19 protein-coding genes are annotated in these 21,061 nt (G+C 40.6%); 11 read left to right on the top strand and 8 right to left on the bottom strand.

Features of this window, described 5'->3' with window-relative positions; translation table 11 throughout:
• Positions 1 to 124 precede the first annotated feature (124 nt).
• Complete coding sequence (gene dinG, locus PSE60_RS10590) at positions 125 to 2,236, top strand: ATP-dependent DNA helicase DinG (protein ID WP_272665389.1); 2,112 nt, start codon at positions 125 to 127, stop codon at positions 2,234 to 2,236.
• A gap of 132 nt (positions 2,237 to 2,368) precedes the next feature.
• On the opposite strand, the gene dps is transcribed toward dinG, so the two are convergent.
• Positions 2,369 to 2,872 (bottom strand): DNA starvation/stationary phase protection protein Dps, encoded by a 504-nt coding sequence (gene dps, locus PSE60_RS10585; RefSeq protein ID WP_210836079.1) that lies wholly within the window; start codon positions 2,870 to 2,872, stop codon positions 2,369 to 2,371.
• Positions 2,873 to 3,198: 326 nt separating this feature from the next.
• Positions 3,199 to 4,086, bottom strand: coding sequence for a threonine/homoserine exporter RhtA (gene rhtA / locus PSE60_RS10580; RefSeq protein WP_210836081.1), 888 nt, complete (start codon positions 4,084 to 4,086; stop codon positions 3,199 to 3,201).
• Positions 4,087 to 4,405: 319 nt separating this feature from the next.
• Here rhtA and PSE60_RS10575 point away from each other — a divergent pair, with 319 nt between their 5' ends.
• The 3 genes from PSE60_RS10575 to PSE60_RS10565 all read left to right on the top strand — a co-directional run bounded on the left by PSE60_RS10575 (position 4,406) and on the right by PSE60_RS10565 (position 7,304).
• Entirely contained in the window at positions 4,406 to 4,981 is a 576-nt protein-coding gene (locus PSE60_RS10575) for a TIGR00730 family Rossman fold protein (protein ID WP_210836088.1), read from the top strand.
• Between the two features lie 30 nt (positions 4,982 to 5,011).
• Complete coding sequence (locus tag PSE60_RS10570; RefSeq protein ID WP_210836090.1) at positions 5,012 to 5,470, top strand: GNAT family N-acetyltransferase; 459 nt, start codon at positions 5,012 to 5,014, stop codon at positions 5,468 to 5,470.
• A gap of 235 nt (positions 5,471 to 5,705) precedes the next feature.
• The gene (locus tag PSE60_RS10565; protein WP_272665387.1) at positions 5,706 to 7,304 is read left to right on the top strand and encodes an ABC-F family ATPase; all 1,599 of its coding nucleotides are present in this window, start codon (positions 5,706 to 5,708) and stop codon (positions 7,302 to 7,304) included.
• Between the two features lie 69 nt (positions 7,305 to 7,373).
• On the opposite strand, the gene PSE60_RS10560 is transcribed toward PSE60_RS10565, so the two are convergent.
• The 3 genes from PSE60_RS10560 to moeA all read right to left on the bottom strand — a co-directional run bounded on the left by PSE60_RS10560 (position 7,374) and on the right by moeA (position 9,918).
• Entirely contained in the window at positions 7,374 to 7,709 is a 336-nt protein-coding gene (locus tag PSE60_RS10560) for a zinc ribbon domain-containing protein YjdM (protein WP_004909208.1), read from the bottom strand.
• A 209-nt stretch (positions 7,710 to 7,918) separates the two neighbouring features.
• Entirely contained in the window at positions 7,919 to 8,671 is a 753-nt protein-coding gene (moeB, locus tag PSE60_RS10555) for a molybdopterin-synthase adenylyltransferase MoeB (protein ID WP_272665386.1), read from the bottom strand.
• Positions 8,672 to 8,676: 5 nt separating this feature from the next.
• Positions 8,677 to 9,918 carry a molybdopterin molybdotransferase MoeA gene (gene moeA, locus PSE60_RS10550; RefSeq protein ID WP_272665385.1) on the bottom strand — a complete coding sequence of 414 codons (1,242 nt, stop codon included), beginning with the start codon at positions 9,916 to 9,918 and terminating at the stop codon, positions 8,677 to 8,679.
• A 446-nt stretch (positions 9,919 to 10,364) separates the two neighbouring features.
• Between moeA and folE the strand changes: the two genes are divergently transcribed.
• Positions 10,365 to 11,024, top strand: a complete 660-nt coding sequence (folE, locus tag PSE60_RS10545; RefSeq protein ID WP_004256561.1) for a GTP cyclohydrolase I FolE — start codon at positions 10,365 to 10,367, stop codon at positions 11,022 to 11,024.
• Positions 11,025 to 11,027: 3 nt separating this feature from the next.
• Positions 11,028 to 12,173 carry a DUF418 domain-containing protein YeiB gene (yeiB, locus tag PSE60_RS10540; RefSeq protein ID WP_272665384.1) on the top strand — a complete coding sequence of 382 codons (1,146 nt, stop codon included), beginning with the start codon at positions 11,028 to 11,030 and terminating at the stop codon, positions 12,171 to 12,173.
• A gap of 20 nt (positions 12,174 to 12,193) precedes the next feature.
• On the opposite strand, the gene sanA is transcribed toward yeiB, so the two are convergent.
• Complete coding sequence (gene sanA, locus PSE60_RS10535; protein ID WP_272665383.1) at positions 12,194 to 12,898, bottom strand: outer membrane permeability protein SanA; 705 nt, start codon at positions 12,896 to 12,898, stop codon at positions 12,194 to 12,196.
• Between the two features lie 368 nt (positions 12,899 to 13,266).
• Between sanA and PSE60_RS10530 the strand changes: the two genes are divergently transcribed.
• The 5 genes from PSE60_RS10530 (at position 13,267) to PSE60_RS10510 (ending at position 18,112) form a co-directional block, all read left to right on the top strand.
• Positions 13,267 to 13,962, top strand: coding sequence for a carbohydrate-binding family 9-like protein (locus tag PSE60_RS10530; protein ID WP_210836107.1), 696 nt, complete (start codon positions 13,267 to 13,269; stop codon positions 13,960 to 13,962).
• 168 nt (positions 13,963 to 14,130) lie between these two features.
• On the top strand, positions 14,131 to 15,051 hold the full coding sequence (gene murQ / locus PSE60_RS10525) for an N-acetylmuramic acid 6-phosphate etherase (RefSeq protein WP_272665382.1): 921 nt from the start codon (positions 14,131 to 14,133) through the stop codon (positions 15,049 to 15,051).
• A 56-nt stretch (positions 15,052 to 15,107) separates the two neighbouring features.
• A complete protein-coding gene (locus PSE60_RS10520) occupies positions 15,108 to 16,469 on the top strand; it encodes a PTS transporter subunit EIIC (protein ID WP_272665381.1) in 1,362 nt (453 codons plus the stop codon).
• Positions 16,470 to 16,484: 15 nt separating this feature from the next.
• A complete protein-coding gene (locus PSE60_RS10515) occupies positions 16,485 to 17,330 on the top strand; it encodes a MurR/RpiR family transcriptional regulator (protein ID WP_004909230.1) in 846 nt (281 codons plus the stop codon).
• Positions 17,330 to 18,112: a sulfite exporter TauE/SafE family protein gene (locus PSE60_RS10510; protein ID WP_272665380.1), complete on the top strand. Its 783-nt coding sequence runs from the start codon at positions 17,330 to 17,332 to the stop codon at positions 18,110 to 18,112. Before PSE60_RS10515 ends, PSE60_RS10510 begins: the two co-directional genes overlap by 1 nt.
• Before the next feature lie 64 nt (positions 18,113 to 18,176).
• Here PSE60_RS10510 and PSE60_RS10505 read toward each other — a convergent pair whose 3' ends face one another.
• Both PSE60_RS10505 and PSE60_RS10500 read right to left on the bottom strand, forming a co-directional pair.
• Positions 18,177 to 19,058 carry a rhomboid family intramembrane serine protease gene (locus PSE60_RS10505; RefSeq protein ID WP_272665379.1) on the bottom strand — a complete coding sequence of 294 codons (882 nt, stop codon included), beginning with the start codon at positions 19,056 to 19,058 and terminating at the stop codon, positions 18,177 to 18,179.
• A gap of 284 nt (positions 19,059 to 19,342) precedes the next feature.
• Positions 19,343 to 21,040 (bottom strand): NAD-dependent malic enzyme, encoded by a 1,698-nt coding sequence (locus PSE60_RS10500; RefSeq protein ID WP_272665378.1) that lies wholly within the window; start codon positions 21,038 to 21,040, stop codon positions 19,343 to 19,345.
• Positions 21,041 to 21,061: the final 21 nt, after the last annotated feature.

Here is a 21,061-nt window from a genome sequence, read left to right as displayed (position 1 = left end):
TTTATGTATAATGGGTATTAATACAGTAGTTTTGCGAAGCGGTTGGCAAAAGAGTTTTTTTCATATTTCGTATTGTTGTCAGTTTCGTTATCTTTCATTTTAACTTTGGTCACCTGCATAATTTATGTCCCTGTCAAATAAAACTAAAGAACAAATAACTCAGTGGTATAAAGGGTTGTCCGTACAAATTGATGGGTTTGTTTCCCGAGCCCCGCAGCGGCAGATGATAGCGCAAGTCGCAAAAAATTTAGCGGATGATGACGGCCGCCATTTGGTCATAGAAGCGCCTACTGGAGTAGGGAAGACACTGTCTTATTTAATACCGGGGATAGCAGTTGGTAGGGAAGAAGGAAAAACCTTAGTGGTCAGTACGGCGAATGTGGCATTACAAGACCAAATTTATAGTAAGGATTTACCGTTATTAAGCAAAATTATTCCTGATCTAAAATATACAGGTGCATTTGGGCGTGCTCGTTATGTTTGCCCCCGTAATTTAGAAGCTATTTGTGCAGCAGAAGGTGAGCAAATAGATTTAATGTTATTGGTGGAAGACAAAACGGAAATTGCGAATAGTGAAGAACGGGCAATTTGTCAGCAACTGCGGCATGATTTTCAAAGCTTTGCATGGGATGGGTTAAGGGATCACCACAAACGGGCATTTAGCGATAGCTTATGGCGTAAAGTCAGCACAGATAAAATGAACTGTTTAGGCCGTAATTGCCAATTTTATCAGCGGTGTCCATTTTTTATTGCTAGGCGAGAAATCGAAGATGCAGATGTAGTGGTTGCCAACCATGCGTTGGTAATGGCGGCAATGGAGAGTGAATCGGTATTACCTGACCCGAAAAATTTATTATTAGTACTTGATGAAGGTCACCATGTTCCAGACGTTGCAAGGGATGCCCTTGAAGTTGAAGGCGAAATTACGTTAGTTCAATTAACAGCACAGCTTGATAGCTTTATTCAGCATGTTGGGCAATATATGGGGCAATTTCGTCCAGCTAAGCCACCAAAGTTAGCTAACTCTGAACGATTACAGCAACATGCAGAAAAATTACGGGAAACATTTCGTGATTTCTCATTACTAGCAAATGCCTTATTGCCAGAAACGTCAAAAGAAACTGAATATTTATTTCCTCTAGGTGTATTGCCTGAAGCAATGCAATTAAGCTGTCAGGTGTTATTTAAGCAGACAGATGCGCTACATGGGTTAGCGGAAGCTATCTTAAATGATTTGACGGAACAAACTGCGAAGCAAGATATTGTTCGCTTACATCGGTCGATTATTGTGACTAGTAGGGCTATGGGCTACTTTGAAAATATGTCGAAGCTTTGGCGGCTGGCGGCATTAGAGCAAAGTTCAGGTGCCCCTGTGTCAAAATGGTTAAGTCGGCGTTATGAGAAAAACCAATCTCGTTTCTTTATGCATTGTGCGGGGATCCGAGTGAGTGAGCAATTACAACATTTGTTATGGCGAAATGTTCCTCATATTGTGATTACCTCAGCAACGCTGAGGTCGTTGAACAGTTATTCACGTTTTATGGAACTTACTGGGCTATCTGAAAAAAGTGATGATCGCTTTGTGACATTGTCCTCCCCTTTTAACCATGTTGAGCAGGGAAAAATTATTATTCCTAAAATGGAATACGAGCCAACGATAAACAATGAAGCGGAACACTTAGCGGAAATGGCGGTATTTTTCCGTGAGCAATTTATTAAAAATACTCACCGTGGCGTGTTGGTTTTATTTAGTAGCCAAAGAGCAATGGAAGGTTTTCTTGAGCACGTAAAAGATTTGCGTTTGCAGCTTTTAGTTCAAGGAGATCAACCACGTTATCGGTTAGTCGAAACACATTGTGAAAGAATTAACCAAGGGCAATCTAGTGCCTTAATTGGCTTACAATCGTTTGCAGAGGGGTTAGACCTAAAAGGGGAATATTTAACTCAGGTCCATATTCATAAAATCGCATTTCCACCAGTAACAAACCCTGTAATTATCACGGAAGGTGATTGGTTGAAGTCGTTGAAGCGATACCCATTTGAAGTTCAAAGTTTACCGAGTGCTTCATTTAATTTGATACAGCAAGCAGGCAGGTTAATTCGCAGTCATGAATGTTATGGTGAAATTATTATTTATGATAAACGGTTATTAACTAAAAATTATGGCAAAAGGTTATTAAATGCATTACCGGTATTTCCGATAGAACAGCCTGAAATATCTAAAAACAGTAAATAATTAAGTTAACGTATTTTGTTTTAAGGTATTTAAATGTCAATAATAGTTTGATTTATATAGCTAATTGTTAATAAATGAAATGGCCACTTTGCAGTGGCCATTGGTCAATTTGAATTGACTCTATTTACGACATTACTCAATATTAGCTTCTAAAAACCAGAGGAATTTATCCATATCGCGGGAAGCCGCGGTAAACATATCTGCGGTATCTTCGTCTTCCACTTCATCAATCGCTTTTCGAATATCATTCGCGACAACCGCATAACGGTCTGCTAATGCTTTCAAATGATCTTGTACACTGTGAATATTAATTGGGTAAGCCTCTAACGAAGTGAAGCGGCTAACCTCTTGGGTTGTACCAATAGCAACGCCTCCCAATTGAACTGCACGTTCAGCGAATTCATCTAAGTGTTCAACTAACGTGGTTCTAAAGCCATCTAACATTTCATGTACGGCGATAAAATTGCGACCACGCATATTCCAGTGGGCTTGTTTAGTCATTAGAGAGAGATCGGTAAAATGGACTACCATAACATTAAGTATTCCAATGGTTTCCAATTTTACGCTGTCTTCCATATCATTGCGGGTATATAAAAGTTCACTTGAAGATGCTTTAAATAATTTAGCTGTACTCATGATTCATCCTCTCTTAAATATGAATTTGTTTAGTAACCTCATCTGTCAATAAATATAAAATAATAAAACGACTTTGTCATAATGTAATAAACGATTAGTTTAATAGGCCTATTCGATAGGTTTTATTAACTGTTAATTTATTGTGGATCTTGAATACCGATAGTTTTTAGCAATAAGTGCTATAACGCTTATTAAATAATAAAATAAAAATAAAAAATGATTATTTCAAATTGATGAATAAATCTTTACACGAAAAAAGGTTAATAAATATCAACATATCGAATTTATTAACCTTAATTGTCTTTGTTTACAGTTAGATTTTGTGGCTAGGACACTTTTTCTATTTTTGACTTTGGTACCGCTGTTGAGGTTGAACCAATAGAAGCACAGACAATACACAACAATGCTAACCATTGAGTCATTGTTAAGTGTTCATGTAGGAAAACTATCCCCAAAAATGCGCCCATACAAGGTTCAAGGCTCATCAATGTACCAAAAGTTCGAGCAGGCAAGCGGGTTAGCGCGATCATTTCTAATGTATAAGGGAATGCGGTTGATAAAATCGCAACAGCTAGCGCAAGAGGTAAGATTGATGGGTCAAACATCACCTCGACCCCAGTTTGCATTAAACCGATAGGAAAGAAAATCATCGCAGAAATAAATGAACCGATAGCCACGGTGGCTGCGCCATAACCGGCTCCCGCGCGTTGGCCGAATATAATATACAATCCCCAACAGACACCGGCTCCGAGAGCATAGATGGCACCGAGGGTATCAATGGATTCAATATTATCGCCAATAGGAAGTAAAAATAATAACCCAACAATAACCAGCGCTATCCACAGAAAATCAATTGGGCGGCGAGAGGAAAACATCGCGACGGCTAAAGGGCCAGTAAACTCAAGTGCAACGGCTATTCCTAATGGAATGCGTTCAAGGGAAAGGTAAAATAAATAATTCATTGTACCTAGGGATAAACCATAGGCTAGCAGGGGAACAAGCGAGTTTCTTCTGAATTTTAAACGCCAAGGTTTAAAAATAACAAATAATATAATCGTAGCAAGCAATAAACGTAAACCAGTAACACCGGGAGCGCCGATAACAGGAAATAAAGTTTTAGCTAAAGAAGCTCCGCTTTGAATAGAGGTCATTGCAAGCAATAATAACCCTATAGGTAATAGCGGAAATGCGCTCTTTTTAGTGTCGGCAGACATAAATAAGTAAACCTCGGAAAACGTAACTTAATTGATAATAAATATTTAGAAAATAAGTATTTAGTGATGAAAAATAATTTCTTAAAGATTATCTCATAAAACTGCGCGGCTTTATATTTCTTTATGGTTTAGCTATCGCTCATAAGGGGGTAAATGTGCTCTATTGGCTGTCAATATGTTGGTTTAGGTGAATTGTAGTGCTATAAACATGAATTAGTCTCATTTTATTGTGACAGAGGGCGAAGCTTGAGCTTCTGTATTAGGCTCGTATAATTCAATTCTCTAAAAAGTCACAATAAAAATGGAAAATGAGGAACAGATGGGAAAGATTAAAAGTATTGCAGTGTATTGTGGTTCCAGTATGGGAAATAATGAGATCTATCAGCAAAAAGCCATTGAATTTGCCAAAGAAATGGTTAAGCGCGACATTACATTAGTTTATGGCGGTGCTAGTGTGGGAATTATGGGGACAATTGCTGATACCGTTTTGTCATTAGGGGGAAAAGCGATTGGAGTTATCCCATCATTGCTAGAAGAACGCGAAATTTCTCATAAGAATTTAACCGAGCTATATAAAGTTGAAACGATGCATCAGCGTAAAAGTAAAATGATCGAACTTGCCGATGCCTTTGTCGCTTTACCTGGCGGGTATGGCACACTTGAAGAGTACGCAGAAGTATTTACTTGGAGCCAAATTGGTTTGCATGCTAAGCCGTGTGCCTTGTTTAATATTAATAATTATTGGCAGCCATTGATTGATATGACAAATAAAATGGCAGATGAAGGTTTCCTACATGAAAAATATCGTCATATGGCGATTGTAAATGATTCACCTGCTGAATTATTAGAAAGTTTTGAATCTTATATTGCCCCATCAATTAAAACGTACGACTAGCATCAATACTGAAATAACAGAGAGGAATGCATGATAAGGGAAGCTATCAAAAATGATGTGGACTCTATTCTTTCACTTTACCAAATTTTGTTTTCGGAGATGGCATTACTTGACCCTGAGCGCTTACAACCCGCTGAACAGGCTAAGGAATTTATTGAAAATGCAATTATTGACGATAAATTTTATGTGTTAGTTGCTGAATTCAACGGTGAGATTAAAGGGTTTTGTATCGCACAACAGCAAGCCGCTGACCCTTATAGCTGCATTGTTCCTCGAAATTTTGGTTATATTTTTGACCTTGTGGTTGATCCTAATTTCCGTGGAGAAAAAGCAGGGCAAAAATTACTAACTGCGATGAAAGCATGGGCGAAAAGTCGACAACTGAGCCACTTGGAGCTATCAGTATTAGCGCAAAATCATCAAGCGATTAAGTTTTATGAACGAGAAGGGCTTACAGAAATCAGTCGTACTATGGGGATCACACTTTAGTTTGGCAATATAATCGGTCTTTCCTTTCGTGTTAATCAATTTGCTGAAAACAGCACAAGATCTAAGCGGCGTAATATGGCATAATGCGCCGCTATTTATACCTGCCGTACTCTAATGACCATGCATGGAATGCATTTTACTGCTCAAATGATTATTTTGGGTTATTTTGCACGCCGTAGTCATGGGCCTCTAATCATCGCAGGCTATTTTACACCGTTTAATTTAAGGCATAGCAGTGTTAACAACGAACAATATCACTATGCAGTTTGGCAGTAAGCCACTGTTTGAAAACATTTCAGTTAAATTTGGCACAGGCAACCGTTATGGTTTGATCGGCGCAAATGGCGCGGGTAAATCCACATTTATGAAGATCTTAGGGGGAGATTTAACCCCTACAGCTGGAAATGTGAGCACGACTGATCCAAATGAGCGTATTGGTAAACTTCGCCAAGATCAGTTCGCATTTGAAGAATTTACGGTACTTGATACCGTGATTATGGGCCATAGCGAACTGTGGGATGTAAAACAAGAGCGCGATAGAATCTACGCTTTACCTGAAATGAGCGAAGAAGATGGCTACCGTGTGGCTGATTTAGAGGTCGCTTATGGTGAAATGGACGGCTATAGTGCGGAAGCTCGTGCCGGTGAATTATTGTTGGGTGTAGGTATTCCTGTCGAACAGCATTATGGCCCAATGAGTGAAGTGGCACCTGGCTGGAAACTCCGTGTACTTCTGGCACAAGCACTATTCTCTAACCCAGATATCTTGTTACTTGATGAACCGACGAACAACTTGGATATCGATACCATTCGTTGGTTAGAGCAAGTTTTGAATGACCGCAGTTGTACCATGATCATTATTTCCCATGATAGGCACTTTTTAAATACCGTATGTACGCACATGGCTGACCTAGATTACGGTGAATTGCGTTTATTCACAGGTAACTATGATGAATATATGATTGCGGCAACCCAAGCACGTGAGCGTTTATTATCGGATAACGCGAAGAAAAAAGCGCAAATTGCTGAGTTACAGTCTTTCGTTAGCCGCTTCAGCGCGAATGCCTCTAAGTCGAAACAAGCGACTTCTCGTGCACGTCAAATTGATAAAATTCAATTGGATGAGGTGAAAGCGTCTAGCCGTCAAAACCCATTTATTCGTTTTGAACAAGAGAAAAAACTGTTCCGAAATGCACTTGAGTTAGAAGCAGTAACCAATGGTTATGACCAAGGGCCATTATTCAAAAATGTCAATTTATTACTAGAAGTTGGCGAAAAAATGGCCGTTATTGGTGCTAATGGTATCGGTAAAACGACATTCTTAAAAACGCTGGTGGGTGAACAGCCTGCAACTAGCGGAATGGTTAAATGGTCAGAAAACAGTAGCATTGGTTACTATGCTCAAGACCATGCAGAAGATTTTGAAACAGATTTAACCGTGTTTGACTGGATGAGTCAGTGGAAAAATGAAGGAGATGACGAGCAAGCGGTGCGCAGTATTTTAGGCCGTTTACTGTTTTCTCAAGATGACATTAAAAAGAAAGTTAAAGTGTTATCTGGTGGTGAACAAGGGCGCATGTTATTTGGTAAGTTAATGATGCAACAGCCAAATATTTTGATTATGGATGAACCAACCAACCACTTGGATATGGAATCCATCGAGTCATTAAACTTAGCCCTCGAATTATACAAAGGAACGTTAATTTTCGTTTCTCATGACCGTGAGTTTGTTAGCTCGTTAGCGAGCCGTATTTTAGAAATCAAAGAAGATAAAGTAATTGATTTCAAAGGTAGTTATGATGAATACCTGACAAGCCAAGGTGTAGTGCTTTAAATATCGTTTTGGATTAGAAACAAAAAGCCCTCAATTTTGATTGAGGGCTTTTTAATGGGCGAAGTAAACTTAGTTTTTCTTCACAAACTCAGATTTCAATTTCATTTGACCGAAGCCATCAATCTTACAGTCGATATTGTGGTCGCCCTCGACCAAACGGATACCTTTAACGCGGGTACCGATTTTTAGCATTGAAGAGCTGCCTTTGACTTTGAGATCTTTAATCACGGTGATGGTATCGCCATCAGCTAGCAGGTTACCATTGGCATCTTTTACAATTAATTCATCAATATCAGCTACAGGCTCGGCATCATTCCATTCATGCGCGCACTCAGGGCAGATATACATATCGTTATCAGTATAGGTGTATTCAGACTGGCATTTCGGGCAAGGAGGGAATTGCATATTCATACTCTCAGTAACTTTATCAAAAGAATAAACAGTGGTGATATTTAAACCATCAAGCACCACAAAAGAGAGATAGTATAAGGTGAAAGGGCAATTAAATTATTTTTTCGGATTATTCTTAATTTTAGTGTGATTGAAATAGGAAAAAGGCGAGAAAAGCCTCGCCTGAATGATGAAAAAAGTCAACTTGCTCGAAAATTTAGCCGTTAGCCTTTAGCACAGACTTCACAATGCGGGTCTTTGCTAAGTTTAAATTGGCGGAAGTCCATGGTCATTGCATCAAATAGCAATACTTTTCCTGAATTAACCTTCCCATAATTAGCTAATAATTTAATTGCTTCCATCGCCTCTAGCGTACCAATGGTCCCGACTAAAGGAGACATGACTCCGGCTTCAACGCAAGTTAAGTTATTGTCACCAAATAAACGGCTTAAACAGTGATAGCAAGGGGTATTTTCTTCATAAGTGAAAACAGATAATTGTCCTTCCATGCGAATAGCTGCACCTGAAACCAATGGCTTTTTATGCGGTAAACACAACCGGTTGAGCTGTTCACGAATGGCGACGTTATCAGTGCAATCTAAGATCACATCATGATGTGTGATTAATTCATCAAGTTGTGCATCATCTAGCTGTGCATTGACGGTATCAATTTGGATATGTGGGTTAATGGCTGCAAGCTGTGTTTTCGCGGAATCAACTTTTGGCATATCAATGGTTGCATCACGATGCAACACTTGCCGTTGTAAGTTAGATAATGACACGGTGTCGAAATCCACCAATGTCAGGTGACCGACACCTGCTGCGGCAAGGTATTGAGTGGCAGCGCAGCCTAAACCACCAAGGCCAATAACCAACACTTTGCCAGCTTTAAGCTTTTCTTGCCCATCGAAATCAAACCCACGGAGGATAATTTGGCGGTTGTACCGCAACATTTCCGGATCGCTAAGCTCTTGCACAGTTATTATTCACTTTTTAATAAATAGTTAAACATTTCGACTTCAACCATTTCACCCGCTTCAACACGGCCACGTTCTCTTTCAAGGACAATAAAGCAGTTAGCTAAACTAAATGAACTAAACACGTGTGAGCCTTGGTGACCCGTTGTGGAGACTTGTAATTGTCCTTGTTCATTGGTGCTTAGAATTCCTCGCTGAAAATCTAAACGACCCGGGCTTTTCTTCAACGCGGTGGTAACTGGAACTTTGAAGCGTAGCGGGGCACGCCATTGGCTGTGCCCTGAAAGGCGCGCAATCAGTGGTTGAACTAATTGGTAAAAGGTGAGTGCAGCAGAAACAGGGTTCCCCGGTAGTCCACAAAACCAAGCATCACTTAACTTACCAAATGCAAAGGGTTTTCCTGGTTTAATGGCCAACTTCCAAAAACCAATCGTGCCTAATTCATCCAAAATTTGTTTGGTATAGTCAGCTTCACCCACGGAAACACCGCCACTACTGATAACTAAATCAGCGTGTTGGTTAGCTTCGATAAAGGTTTGTTTGAGTTTTTCTGGCGAGTCCGGTATCACACCTAGATCAAGTACTTCGCAGTTAAGTTTTTCAAGCATCAGGCGAACGGTGAAACGGTTAGTATCATAAATTTGCCCATCTGCTAAAGGAAGGCCGACGGCTTGTAGTTCATCACCTGTTGAAAAAACGGCAACTTTAAGGCGACGATAAACGGTGACATCTGCAATCCCCAGTGAAGCAATTAACGGCAGTTGGGCTGTTGTGAGTAACGTTCCTGCAGGGAACACAGCATTGCCTTGGGCAATATCTTCCCCTGCTTTACGAACGTTACTACCTTGTTTGATAGGTTGGGTAAATACAATGCCTTGGCTCGTTTGCTCTGTAGATTCTTGCATCACAACCGTATCCACGCCTTGTGGAATTGGGGCACCGGTCATAATACGCACGCAGCAACCTGCTTTTAATTCGCCTTCCATAGGATTGCCGGCAAATGATTTACCAGCCACTGGCATTGGTGTTTTTCCATCCCAATCGGCAAAACGCAAGCCATAGCCATCCATAGCAGAATTATCGAATGGTGGGACATTGATAGGGGAAATCAGGTCTGTCGCAATGATGCGCTGTGCAGAGGAGGTCAGTGGAATGATTTCGGTATCTGTGACGGTTTTCGTTTGAGATAGTAATTTTTCCAATGCAACATCTAGAGAAATCAAATCGTTAGTATGACACTGATCCATAAATAATGACCCTCATTATTGTTATCTGCCTTGAGGCTTAAAATGTGTTCGTAATGCATATTATGGCAGAAATCCATTAGTGGGTGAATGAATAGAAATTGATTACAGATAGCTTTTAGTGAGATTTAGACAATTAGCTGGCATTAGCACAGAGAAAATTATGCACAAAATAACAAAACGGTTGTTGCTATAATCATGTTAAATAGTTAGGCACTCTATATTTATCTTTTAAAATTAATGTATCAATAAAAAATGTGCTATTAATCACCGTATGTAAGGTGTAAAACCTTTTAAAGGATAGATTAACAGGGTGAATGAATTGCATGAATAAGTGCAAATATTTCACGGTAATTATCCATGTTATGCTGGATTATCTGTACCTGCTGTTTTAGAGTACCGCACACCTGCATTTTATAAAAATAGTTATACCATTTGTGGAGGATCACATGTCATCTCTGAGTAAAGAGGCCGAGTTAGTTCATGCCGCACTGGAGGCAAGAGGCTTAGAAACGCCTTTGCGTATCCAGCCAAAATCAGGCGACGAACGCAAGAAACTGATTGAAGGGCACATGACAGAGATCATGACGCTGCTGAATTTGGATTTAACCGATGACAGTTTAGCTGATACCCCTCGTCGCATCGCAAAAATGTATGTTGATGAAATTTTTTCAGGGCTAGATTACGCAAACTTTCCAAAAATCACTCTGATTGAAAATAAAATGAAAGTGGATGAAATGGTCACTGTGCGTGATATTACGCTAACAAGCACCTGCGAACACCACTTTGTTACGATCGATGGCAAAGCGACAGTTGCCTATATTCCAAAAGATAAAGTCATTGGTTTATCGAAAATTAACCGAATTGTGCAATTTTTCTCACAACGCCCACAAGTGCAAGAACGTTTAACACAGCAAATTTTGGTTGCTTTGCAAACATTACTGGGAACAACGAATGTGGCTGTTTGCATAGATGCAGTGCATTATTGCGTGAAAGCACGTGGTATTCGTGACGCGACAAGTGCAACAACAACAACGTCATTAGGCGGGTTGTTTAAATCAAGCCAAAACACACGACAAGAATTTTTACGTGCAGTTCGCCATTTATAATTTATGACAACAACGACACCGTCAAGTCGTATTGACGCACTTGACGCCGTCCGTGGTATAGCGATTTTAGGTATTCTTTTAATGAATATCTTTGCTTTTGCTTTACCACAAGCGGCGTATTTAAACCCTTATTACACCAATACAACACCCGAGTCAGAGGCTTACCTCTGGGGTGTTTTCAATGTCCTTTTTCAAGGTAAAGTTCTCGCTATTTTTTCCATCCTATTTGGGGCAACACTTGTATTGCTACAGCCTCGTTCTCTTGGTTGGAACCGGTGCCGTTTATTTGTTTTAGCCCTATTCGGGGTGATTCATGGGGTTGGCTTTTGGGACGGTGATATTCTTTTGGCCTATGCATTAACGGGCTTGTTGGTAGCCTATTTGCTTAATCAATATGATGATGGTTTTTTATTGAAAATAGCATTGTCACTATATTTGATTGGGCTAGTCATCTTGCTCGTGTTGGGAAGCGGTGTAGATCCCTCTGGTTTTTGGCAAACCTCGGATAAGCAATTGGCATTTGAATATACTATACATACCTCGGGGGGAATGGATGGTGTGTATTATCGAGCATCAGAGATGCTCAAGATGGTTGAAATGCTGGTTATCCAATATGGCTGGCAATTATCTGCGTTGATGATTATTGGCGCATTGTTAATGAAAAATGGTTGGTTACGAGGGCAATTTAGTGCTCAACATTACCGCAAAATAGCCTGCATATTTATCTTGCCATCCTTATTGATTCAAATAGTTTCGCTATACATGCAAAGCCAATTCAATTGGAGTTATTTTTCAACTTCAATCATTGGTTATATTATTAATGAGCTAGTTATTCCATTTCAATCTATAGGATACATAGCTCTGGTGTATGGCTTTTGGGGAATAGTGGTAAACAATAAAGTAATCCATGGGCTGCAATATGTGGGCCGTATGGCGTTGAGTAATTATATTTTGCAAACGCTAATTTGTACCACATTGTTTTACCACTTAGGCTATTTTGGGCAATTTACACGGGTTGAATTACTTGTTTTGGTTCCCATTATTTGGGGGGCAAATTTATTGTTTTCTTATTATTGGTTAATGTTTTTTAGGCAGGGGCCGCTTGAATGGTGTTGGCGTAAATTGACCGGAAAATTAATAAGTAGATGAAGGTTCATCTACTTATAGATCTAATTCAATTTATTGACTTCATCCGGTGAAACCGCTGGATAGCCTTTAATTCCTTCAGGCATTTTAATAGGAGCAGGGATAGATTCTTGCTCACCTAAAAATTTAGGTTCGCGTTTTAAAATATATAAATCCGCCAAAGCTCCTAGCCGTGCAAACACTTCGCGTACTCTCACTTTATACATTCCAGAAGGTGTCGGAACCGCTAAACACTGTGCATCAATACCTTTATGTTTGGCGATAAAGACCGCTCGTTCACAATGAAAACGCTGGGTAATAATCGTAAAATTATCGGTATCAAACACTTTTTTAGTACGTACCACTGAGTCTAATGTCCTAAAGCCAGCGAAATCGAGCACAATTTTAGAGGCTGGAACCCCTTCTTTAATTAAATCTTTGCGCATGTTGATTGGCTCATTGTAATTATGTGCGCCATTATCACCACTGAGAAGTAAATATTTAACTTTTCCACTGTGGTATGCCTCAGCTGCGCCTTTAATGCGATAGGTATAGTAGAGGTTATTAACACCAGAGGCATAATATTTGGATGTGCCAAGTACCATGCCGACATCGCGCGCAGGCAATTTTTCTACATCTTCATAGATATAGGGGGCGGTATCCCAGCTTATCCAGCGATCAAGCAACATTATGGTCGTAAATGCGATCCCTGCAAGAATAATAAGACCAAAAAACAGACGTTTCCTCATGTCCTAGCCTTGATAATAAAGAGTCATAATTTTGAAATTGTTGGCCTCAATAGGCCAGTGTCTCTAGGCTACTTGACTTAAATTAGTGACGCAAGTCGCGTAACGTAAAATCATGTCAATGTCTACATTACAATCGGGGTTGACTAATATTAAGCCTAATAATTGAATCAAAATTAATCAGAAATTGGATGAAAAAGATAAATCACATTCTTATTAAAGAGTGAGCAGCTTCACATCATGATAGTTTTTATAGAATGAAGCTATATATTATGAAATTTTAATTCTATATTTTATATTTGCGGTGAAATATTATTTCTTTAATGGTTTTTTGTGAATAACAGATTTTTAATCAGATAGGTGAGGAAAGTATGAAGCTAACGACATTACTAGCCACAAGTGCCGTACTTGTTACAGCGAGTGTGGCAGCGAAAGAGTACCAAATCAATCACACCAATCAGTTAAAATCACTCAATGATGCGACGAAAAGTACGGAAGTCTGGGAACAAGCAGAAGTATTAACCGATTTTACTTACCCATGGGAAAAGGAAACGGCTCCCAAAACAGATTTTCGTGCTCTGTGGAGTGATGACGCATTATATTTCCGCTTTATTGCAGATGATAAAGATATTCAGCTAGGTGATAACCAAGATAAAGACCAAGCAGTATTAGATTCTGATCGTGTTGAACTTTTTTTCACGACTAGCCCTGAATTAAAACCTTATTATACGGCTGAAATGGACCCGAAAGGGCGCACTTTCGATGCAAAAGCTAATTATTATCGTGAAGTTGACCCAAGTTGGAATTGGGAAACATTACAAACGGTGGGTGAAATAACGCCAAATGGTTATGTATTAACAGGAAAAATTGATTTAGATGAATTTACTAAACTCAATTTATGGCAAGACGCGGACAAACAGACACTAATGTGTGCCATTTTGCGCGGAGAGTTCAGTGCGGGCGAACCTAAGCAAGTGCGTAAATGGATTAGCTGGATCAAGCCTGATTCTGTTAAACCTGATTTTCACATCCCATCAGCCTTCGGAACCTGCAAGTTCGTAAAATAGCATTATCGCCGGTGGCTTTTGTCACCGGTAGCTTTTCAATACAAACGTATTATTGTGAGAAAGATCATAACCTGCAATTAAGTTGTATGAAATCGCAGTGATTTAAATTGAAATAAAAATTCATTTAATGTATTTTTTAATGAAATTAAATTTCATGAGGGCGTTTGAATGTCTCTAGCCGAAAATACTCTGAGTGACTGTCTACACAATGAATTCAATCAGGAAACGCAACAGTTTTCACGTTTGGATACACTCTCTATGGTGAAAGTTATTAACCAAGCAGATAGTACGGTTGCAGGTGCTATTCAGGCCGTTCTACCTGCGATTGCCCAAGTGGTTGATGCTGTTGCTGAGTGCTTAAAGCAAGGTGGACGCTTGTTTTACATTGGGGCAGGTACCAGCGGCAGGCTAGCCGTGTTAGACAGTGCAGAATGCCCACCAACATTTGGTACTTCGTCTGAAATGGTACAGTCGATTATTGCGGGTGGCCAAGATGCAATGCTAAAAGCAGTTGAAAATATTGAAGATTCAGCAGAATCAGCGATTGATGAGCTTAAAAAGCGCCAGCTTTGTGCAAAAGATGTCGTGGTGGGTATCGCTGCCAGCGGACGTACACCATTTACTTTAGCGGGTATTGAATACGCCAATGAAATCGGTGCGTTAACGGTGGCTATTACCACGCGAGGCCGAGGGTTAGTTAGTGATGTCGCAAAATTGGCGATTGCACCCGATGTTGGCCCTGAAGTGTTATCGGGTTCAACTCGCATGAAAAGCGGTACTGCACAAAAAATGATTTTAGGCATGCTAAGTACCTGTGTAATGGGGCGATTAGGTCGTATTCATACTAATTTAATGGTTGATGTCGTTGCCAGTAATATCAAATTACTGCGCCGCGCAGAACGGATTGTTAGTGAAGTTTGCGGTATAGATGAACACACCGCAGCAGGGTTATTGGCACAAGTGGATTATCATCCTCGACGTGCAATTTTAATGCATGAGCTACAGATTAATGCACAGCAAGCAACGGATATTGTTCAACAGCATCCACATACCACCTTGGACAGCATGTTAGCAATCACCGTTAAGTAATGGGATAGCGTGATGAAGAGCGGGTTTACTGGCTCAGTCAACATCAGGGGAATCATATGGCTAATAAGATAGAACATCTGGAAGTACTCGCCAGAGAAATAGAAAAATATGCGGGCGGCTTTGAGAACGTGGCAACATTAACTCACTGTATGACGCGTATCCGTTTAGTTTTAAAAGATAACAGTAAATTCGATGCTGAAGCTTTGAAACAAATTGAGGGTGTAAAAGGCGTTATTTTCAATGGTGAGCAACAACAAGTGATTGTTGGAATGGGAACCGCAGCGAAAGTCTTTTCGGTGATGAACAAACGCATGCAAGGTAGTACCTCTGCGATAACGGAAAGTGCAGCACCAGCAGAGAAAAAAGCGTTTTCCATACGACGTATGCTAAATACGTTGGCCGCCATTTTTGTTCCAACCATTCCTGCACTGATTGGTTGTGGTTTGATTATGGGGCTGATCAATATTGTGCGTTTAGTGGCACCCGGCGTTGTTGAACAATTCCCTGAATTATTTAAGTTATTAAAATTGATTGGCAGTGCAGTTTTTGTTTATCTTTCAATTATGATTGGGGTGAATACCGCGAAAGAGCTTGGTGCGTCTACCTCAATTGGTGCGGTCATGGCTGGGTTACTTTCGATGCCAGGTTTAGCGGATATCACCTTATTTGGCTCGAAGTTAGTCCCAGGTAGTGGAGGGATTTTTGCAGTGCTTATGGTGGTCGTTTTCTCTTCTAAATTTGAAGTGTGGTTTAGAAGTATCATTAAAGAAAGTTTAGACCTCATCGTGACGCCATTTGTGACTATTTTAGTCTCAGCGATGGTGGCAATTGTGGTATTCCAACCCGCAGGGCATTACTTAAATCAAATTTTAGCGCAAGGCGTTTCTGTTGCTTTATTAAATAGTGGCGGTGGCGCCGTGGCGACGGGCGGTATTTTAGGCGGTAGTTTCTTATTCTTATTATTAACGGGTTTACACCAAGGCCTGATCCCAATTCATGCTGAAATTTTACAAACCTTTGGCTTGAATTACTTATTCCCAATTTTAGCCATGGGGGGAATGGGGCAAGTGGGTTCGTGTTTCTGGGTTTATTTAAAAACCAAAAACCAACGCCTGAAGAAAACCTTAGTCGGTGCATTACCTGTTGGTATTTTTGGTGTCGGCGAACCGTTATTATTCGGTGTGTCATTGCCATTGGGTAAACCATTCATTGCAGGTTGTATTGGTGGTGCAGCTGGTGGCGCACTAATGGCGTTCTTCCATGTCGGGATCATCATTCCATTTGGTACTGCCGGGTTATCATTAATTCCATTAGTGGGTGATGGCCAAATATTGGATTTTTTAATTGCTGTTGCGGGTGCATGGATTGTCGGGTTCATTGCCAGTATGATAATAGGCTTCACTGATCCAGAAAAATAATTAGAAGGAATAGCCATGTCGACACTGACGGTAAAACTGGAAAGCTTGCAGACACGCGGTAAAGGCACAGAACAACGTATTGCCACATTTTTGCTGGATAACCGCGAAAGTCTTATCGCGATGAATGCAGCGGAATTGGCACAGGCGGCTGGGGTCAGTAGTGCTTCTGTTATCCGCTTTTCACGCCAAATGGGGTACCGTGGCTATCCTGAATTTAAAGTCGATTATTTGTCGGATGAAAAGCAACACAAAGCCGAAAGTCTATACGGTAATCTGAGTCGCCACGATGATACTTCTCAGATTATCGCTAAAACGGGGCACATGTTTATTTCGGCTATTGAAAAATCACTGGATTTACTTGAGCCACCCGTTGTGGATACGATTGCGCAAAAAATGTACCAGGCCAAACGTATTGTGCTGTTTGGTGTCGGGTCTTCAGCTATTGTTGCCAGTGATATTTTCCATAAATTAATTCGCATTAATAAACATGCACTGTTTAGTTATGATTTGCATGTTCAGCTAAGTTACTCGGCAAATTTGGGGCCAGAAGACCTTGCTATTGCGGTAACGGCACGTGGAAATACTCAAGAAATCAATAGTATGCTTCGCTCTGCAAAAGAAACCGGATGCCCGACAGTCGCACTGACGCGTTTTGGCCAAGATGAAGCGATGAAGTTAGCGGATTTCGCCTTGCCTTATTTTTATGATGAGCAACATTCCCAATTAGGCATCATCACCCCCCAAGTGTTGCAGATGATTACTTTCGATACATTATTTTTTAAATACCTCACGTTAGCAGATAGTGATGCAAATGAAGCATTACAAAAAGGGCGACGAGCACTGATACAAGGCAAGAGTTAATGATTGTAACGGAGTTAGCGATAGGTGCACTGATTGGGCTGATTATTAGCACAACGGGTGTCGGTGGTGGTGTGATTGTATTACCGATACTGACCTATTTTTTTGGGCTAAATGCATTAGCGGCAGTAGCCACTGCGAATTTTCTTTCGATGTTAATGAAGGTTTCTTCTTCTTATATGCATTTTCGACTAGGCAATATTCCCTTTAAAGGGGCAATGATTGTGTTAGCGGTTATGTTACCGAGCACCTTTCTCTCTAGTTTGTTTGTGACATGGCTAGGGGGATTACCGGGGTATGAAAAACAAGTTGAGTGGGGTATTAATCTGTTAGTGGCTGCTGCCATTATCTTTTCTCTCTATTTATTTATTCAGCGAATGTTTTTTGTTTCGATCATCAAACAAGAAACAGCAAAAGGGGACCAGCTAAAATCCATGGCTGTGCCGGCTATCTTGGCAGGTGTTGTACTTGGAGCAACGGGTGTTGGTGGTGGTGTGGTTGTTCTCCCTATGTTATTGCGCTATATGCAACTGAATATTAAGCAAGCAATTGGTACATCGATTTTTGTGACAACCGTGTTATCCGGTTCCTCTGCTTTAGCCTATGCGCAAGACGGCTATACAGATTTAAAATTGGCGCTGATATTGTGTGCAGGGGCATTGATTGTGATGCCACTGGCTAAATATTTACTGATCCGTTTATCTGAACGCACCTTTCAATACATTACATTGTTATTAATTACCTGTAGTGCAGTAATGATGACAATGAATTTATTCACCTTCTAGGGTCATGAGTCCTATTATTGATGTTGTTAATAATAGGATTGACTCTTCACTAAAAACGGTGCGTTTATCGCTGATTAAGCTCTTTTGTCATTTCTTGGTAAATAAACTGGCGCTCATAGTTCAGGTCTTCGTCTTGTAAGGAAGAAAACTGGCTGAGTGTAATAGCGAGTAAGGCGGCGGCTATAAGTGTAATTAAGCTACTAGACAGCAGTTTTGCTCGAGCTGTTGCATGGGGGGCAAGTACAAAAGCGCCACTGATAACCACACCGAGTATTGCGCCACCAATATGAGCTGCGTTATCAATACCTGACTGTAATCCATTGATGAGCGTTAACGCAATCATCCCAATAATATTATATAGCGGGCGTTTTAATTGGTTACGTTCTTCAAGAGAAAGGTTGGGGTGATTAATTCTTTTTAATAAATCAATGACAGAAGCTGCAGCTAATCCCATAATGGCGCCAGATGCACCAATGCCAACAGTGATATACACCGTATTATCAGGTAAATATAAACTGTTCCATGTATTCATTGATGCTCGGCTTGCTGCTTCCTTAATGGCTTCGCTATATTGCCAATAAGCACTAAAAAATGCTGCGCCAATACCTGAAAATAGGTATATCGCAAGCATCCTAAATTTCCCATAGGTACGTTCGCATTCAATCCCAATAACAAACAAGGCCAACGTATTTAAAGCAAGGTGCATACCGCCTGAGTGCAATACCATACTGACTGGATAACGCCACCAATCCCCAGTTAATGAAAGTTGGTAAACATTGGCACCGAATAGCAATAAATTATTTTCTTGGGAATCGAGTGGGGCGGCATAATTGAGCTGGTAAAAATAAACAACAATATTCAGCACTGCAATAAAAAGCGTTAGGGCTATTGCCCATAGGGAAAACTTATGTTTCTGTGGAATAGCAGCATTGAGGTCGCCAGTCATGTCAATATCCTATTAATCAGTCATGGCCGTTATCTTAAATAAGTGATTTGTTTAGCGCAATTTATCATTATCTGAGAATGCAAATATCATTTTGTAGGGGTCATAAAAAACAAAAAAAAGAGCTCTAAAGAGCGGCAAGTCTGATAGGTTTTGAAAATAAATGAGGAAAATCAATTTATTGATTTTCGGTTGATAACACAAAGCGGGAAAAACCACGCTTTTATCCCGCTTTGTCAACAACCTCAGGAGCTCTAAAGAGCTCTTTTCAATGGAATTATGAGTAATTAAAACGAAGTTCGTTTATAGGTACGGTACTCAGGCTTCCAGAAATTACGCTCAATAGCTTCATCAAGCGCGCTATCCGAAGTGACCGTTGCCACACCTTGAACTTGTGCTTCTTTTGCCACTTGTTTAGCAATAATGCGTGAAACATCTTGGATATCAGATAGTAGAGGCAATAGCGCACCTTCGCCATTTTTGGCTAGTGGTGAACAGCTGGCGAGAGCACGGCTGGCGGCCATTAACATGCCATCAGTGACTCGTTTAGCACCAGAGGCAATCACACCAAGACCAATACCCGGGAAGATATAGGAGTTGTTACATTGTGCAATTGGGAACACTTGGTCTTTGTAAGACACTGGGCTAAATGGACTTCCTGTTGCGACTAAGGCCTTGCCATCAGTCCAATTGATAATGTCTTCAGGGCGAGCTTCAACACGTGATGTTGGGTTAGATAACGGCATCACAATAGGGCGTTCACAGTGCTTATGCATCTCTTTAATGATTTCTTCTGTGAATAACCCAGCTTGGCCAGACACACCAATCAATATGGTTGGTTTGGCATTGCGTACGACATCTAACAGTGAAATTGAGTCACTGTTAACATCCCATTCGGTTAAGTTTCCACTGTTTTGGGTTAATTTGGCTTGGAAATCGAGTAAGTTAGGCAGTTTATCGGTTAATAAACCAAAGCGGTCAACCATATAAATGCGCGAACGCGCTTCTTCGTCGCTTAACCCTTCAGATTTCATTTGGGCGATAATTTGTTCTGCAATACCGCAACCCGCAGAGCCGGCACCCAAGAAAGTCACGCGTTGGTCACTTAGCTTACTGCCTGCGGCATGGCTGGCGGCAATTAAGCTACCTAATGCAACTGACGCGGTGCCTTGAATATCATCATTGAAACAGCATAGCTCATCACGATAACGGGTTAATAAAGGCATCGCATTTTTCTGTGCGAAATCTTCAAATTGCAATAATACGTTTGGCCAGCGGCGTTTAACGGCTTGAACAAATTCATCAAGGAATTCGTTGTATTCATCACCGGTAATACGCGGGTGACGCCATCCCATATATAGAGGGTCATTCAGACGTTGTGGGTTATTGGTCCCCACATCAATAACAATAGGTAAGGTATAAGCAGGGCTGATACCCCCACATGCGGTATACAGGGATAGCTTACCAATTGGGATACCCATACCACCAATACCTTGGTCACCGAGACCTAAAATGCGCTCACCATCGGTGACCACAATCACCTTCACATTTTGTTTAGTGGCGTTTTGCAGCATGTCATCGATATGTGCGCGGTTTGGATAAGAAATAAATAAACCACGTGCACGGCGATAAATGTCAGAGAAATGCTCACAAGCTTCACCCACGGTTGGGGTATAAATAATAGGCATTACTTCAGTGAGGTGAGCATCAATCAAGCGATAAAATAAGGTTTCGTTGGTGTCTTGAATATTACGCAGATAAATGTGTTTATCAATATCTGATTTAAAATCAATCAATTGGCGATAGGCGCGTTCAACTTGCTCTTCGATGGTTTCAACTTGCTCAGGGAGCAAACCATGTAAGTTGAAATTTGCGCGCTCTTCTTCAGTGAAGGCGCTTCCTTTATTCAGTAAAGGGAATTCAAGCAAAATTGGGCCAGCGTAGGGTATATAGAGAGGGCGTTTTGTTTCGTATTCATGTTCCATGAAATATCACTCTTCGGACGA

The sequence above is a fragment of the Providencia sp. PROV174 genome (assembly GCF_028480685.1).
GTDB lineage: Bacteria > Pseudomonadota > Gammaproteobacteria > Enterobacterales > Enterobacteriaceae > Providencia > Providencia rettgeri.
The sequence above is the reverse complement of the archived record's forward strand: the minus strand, read 5'-3'. Positions and strand labels throughout refer to the sequence as shown.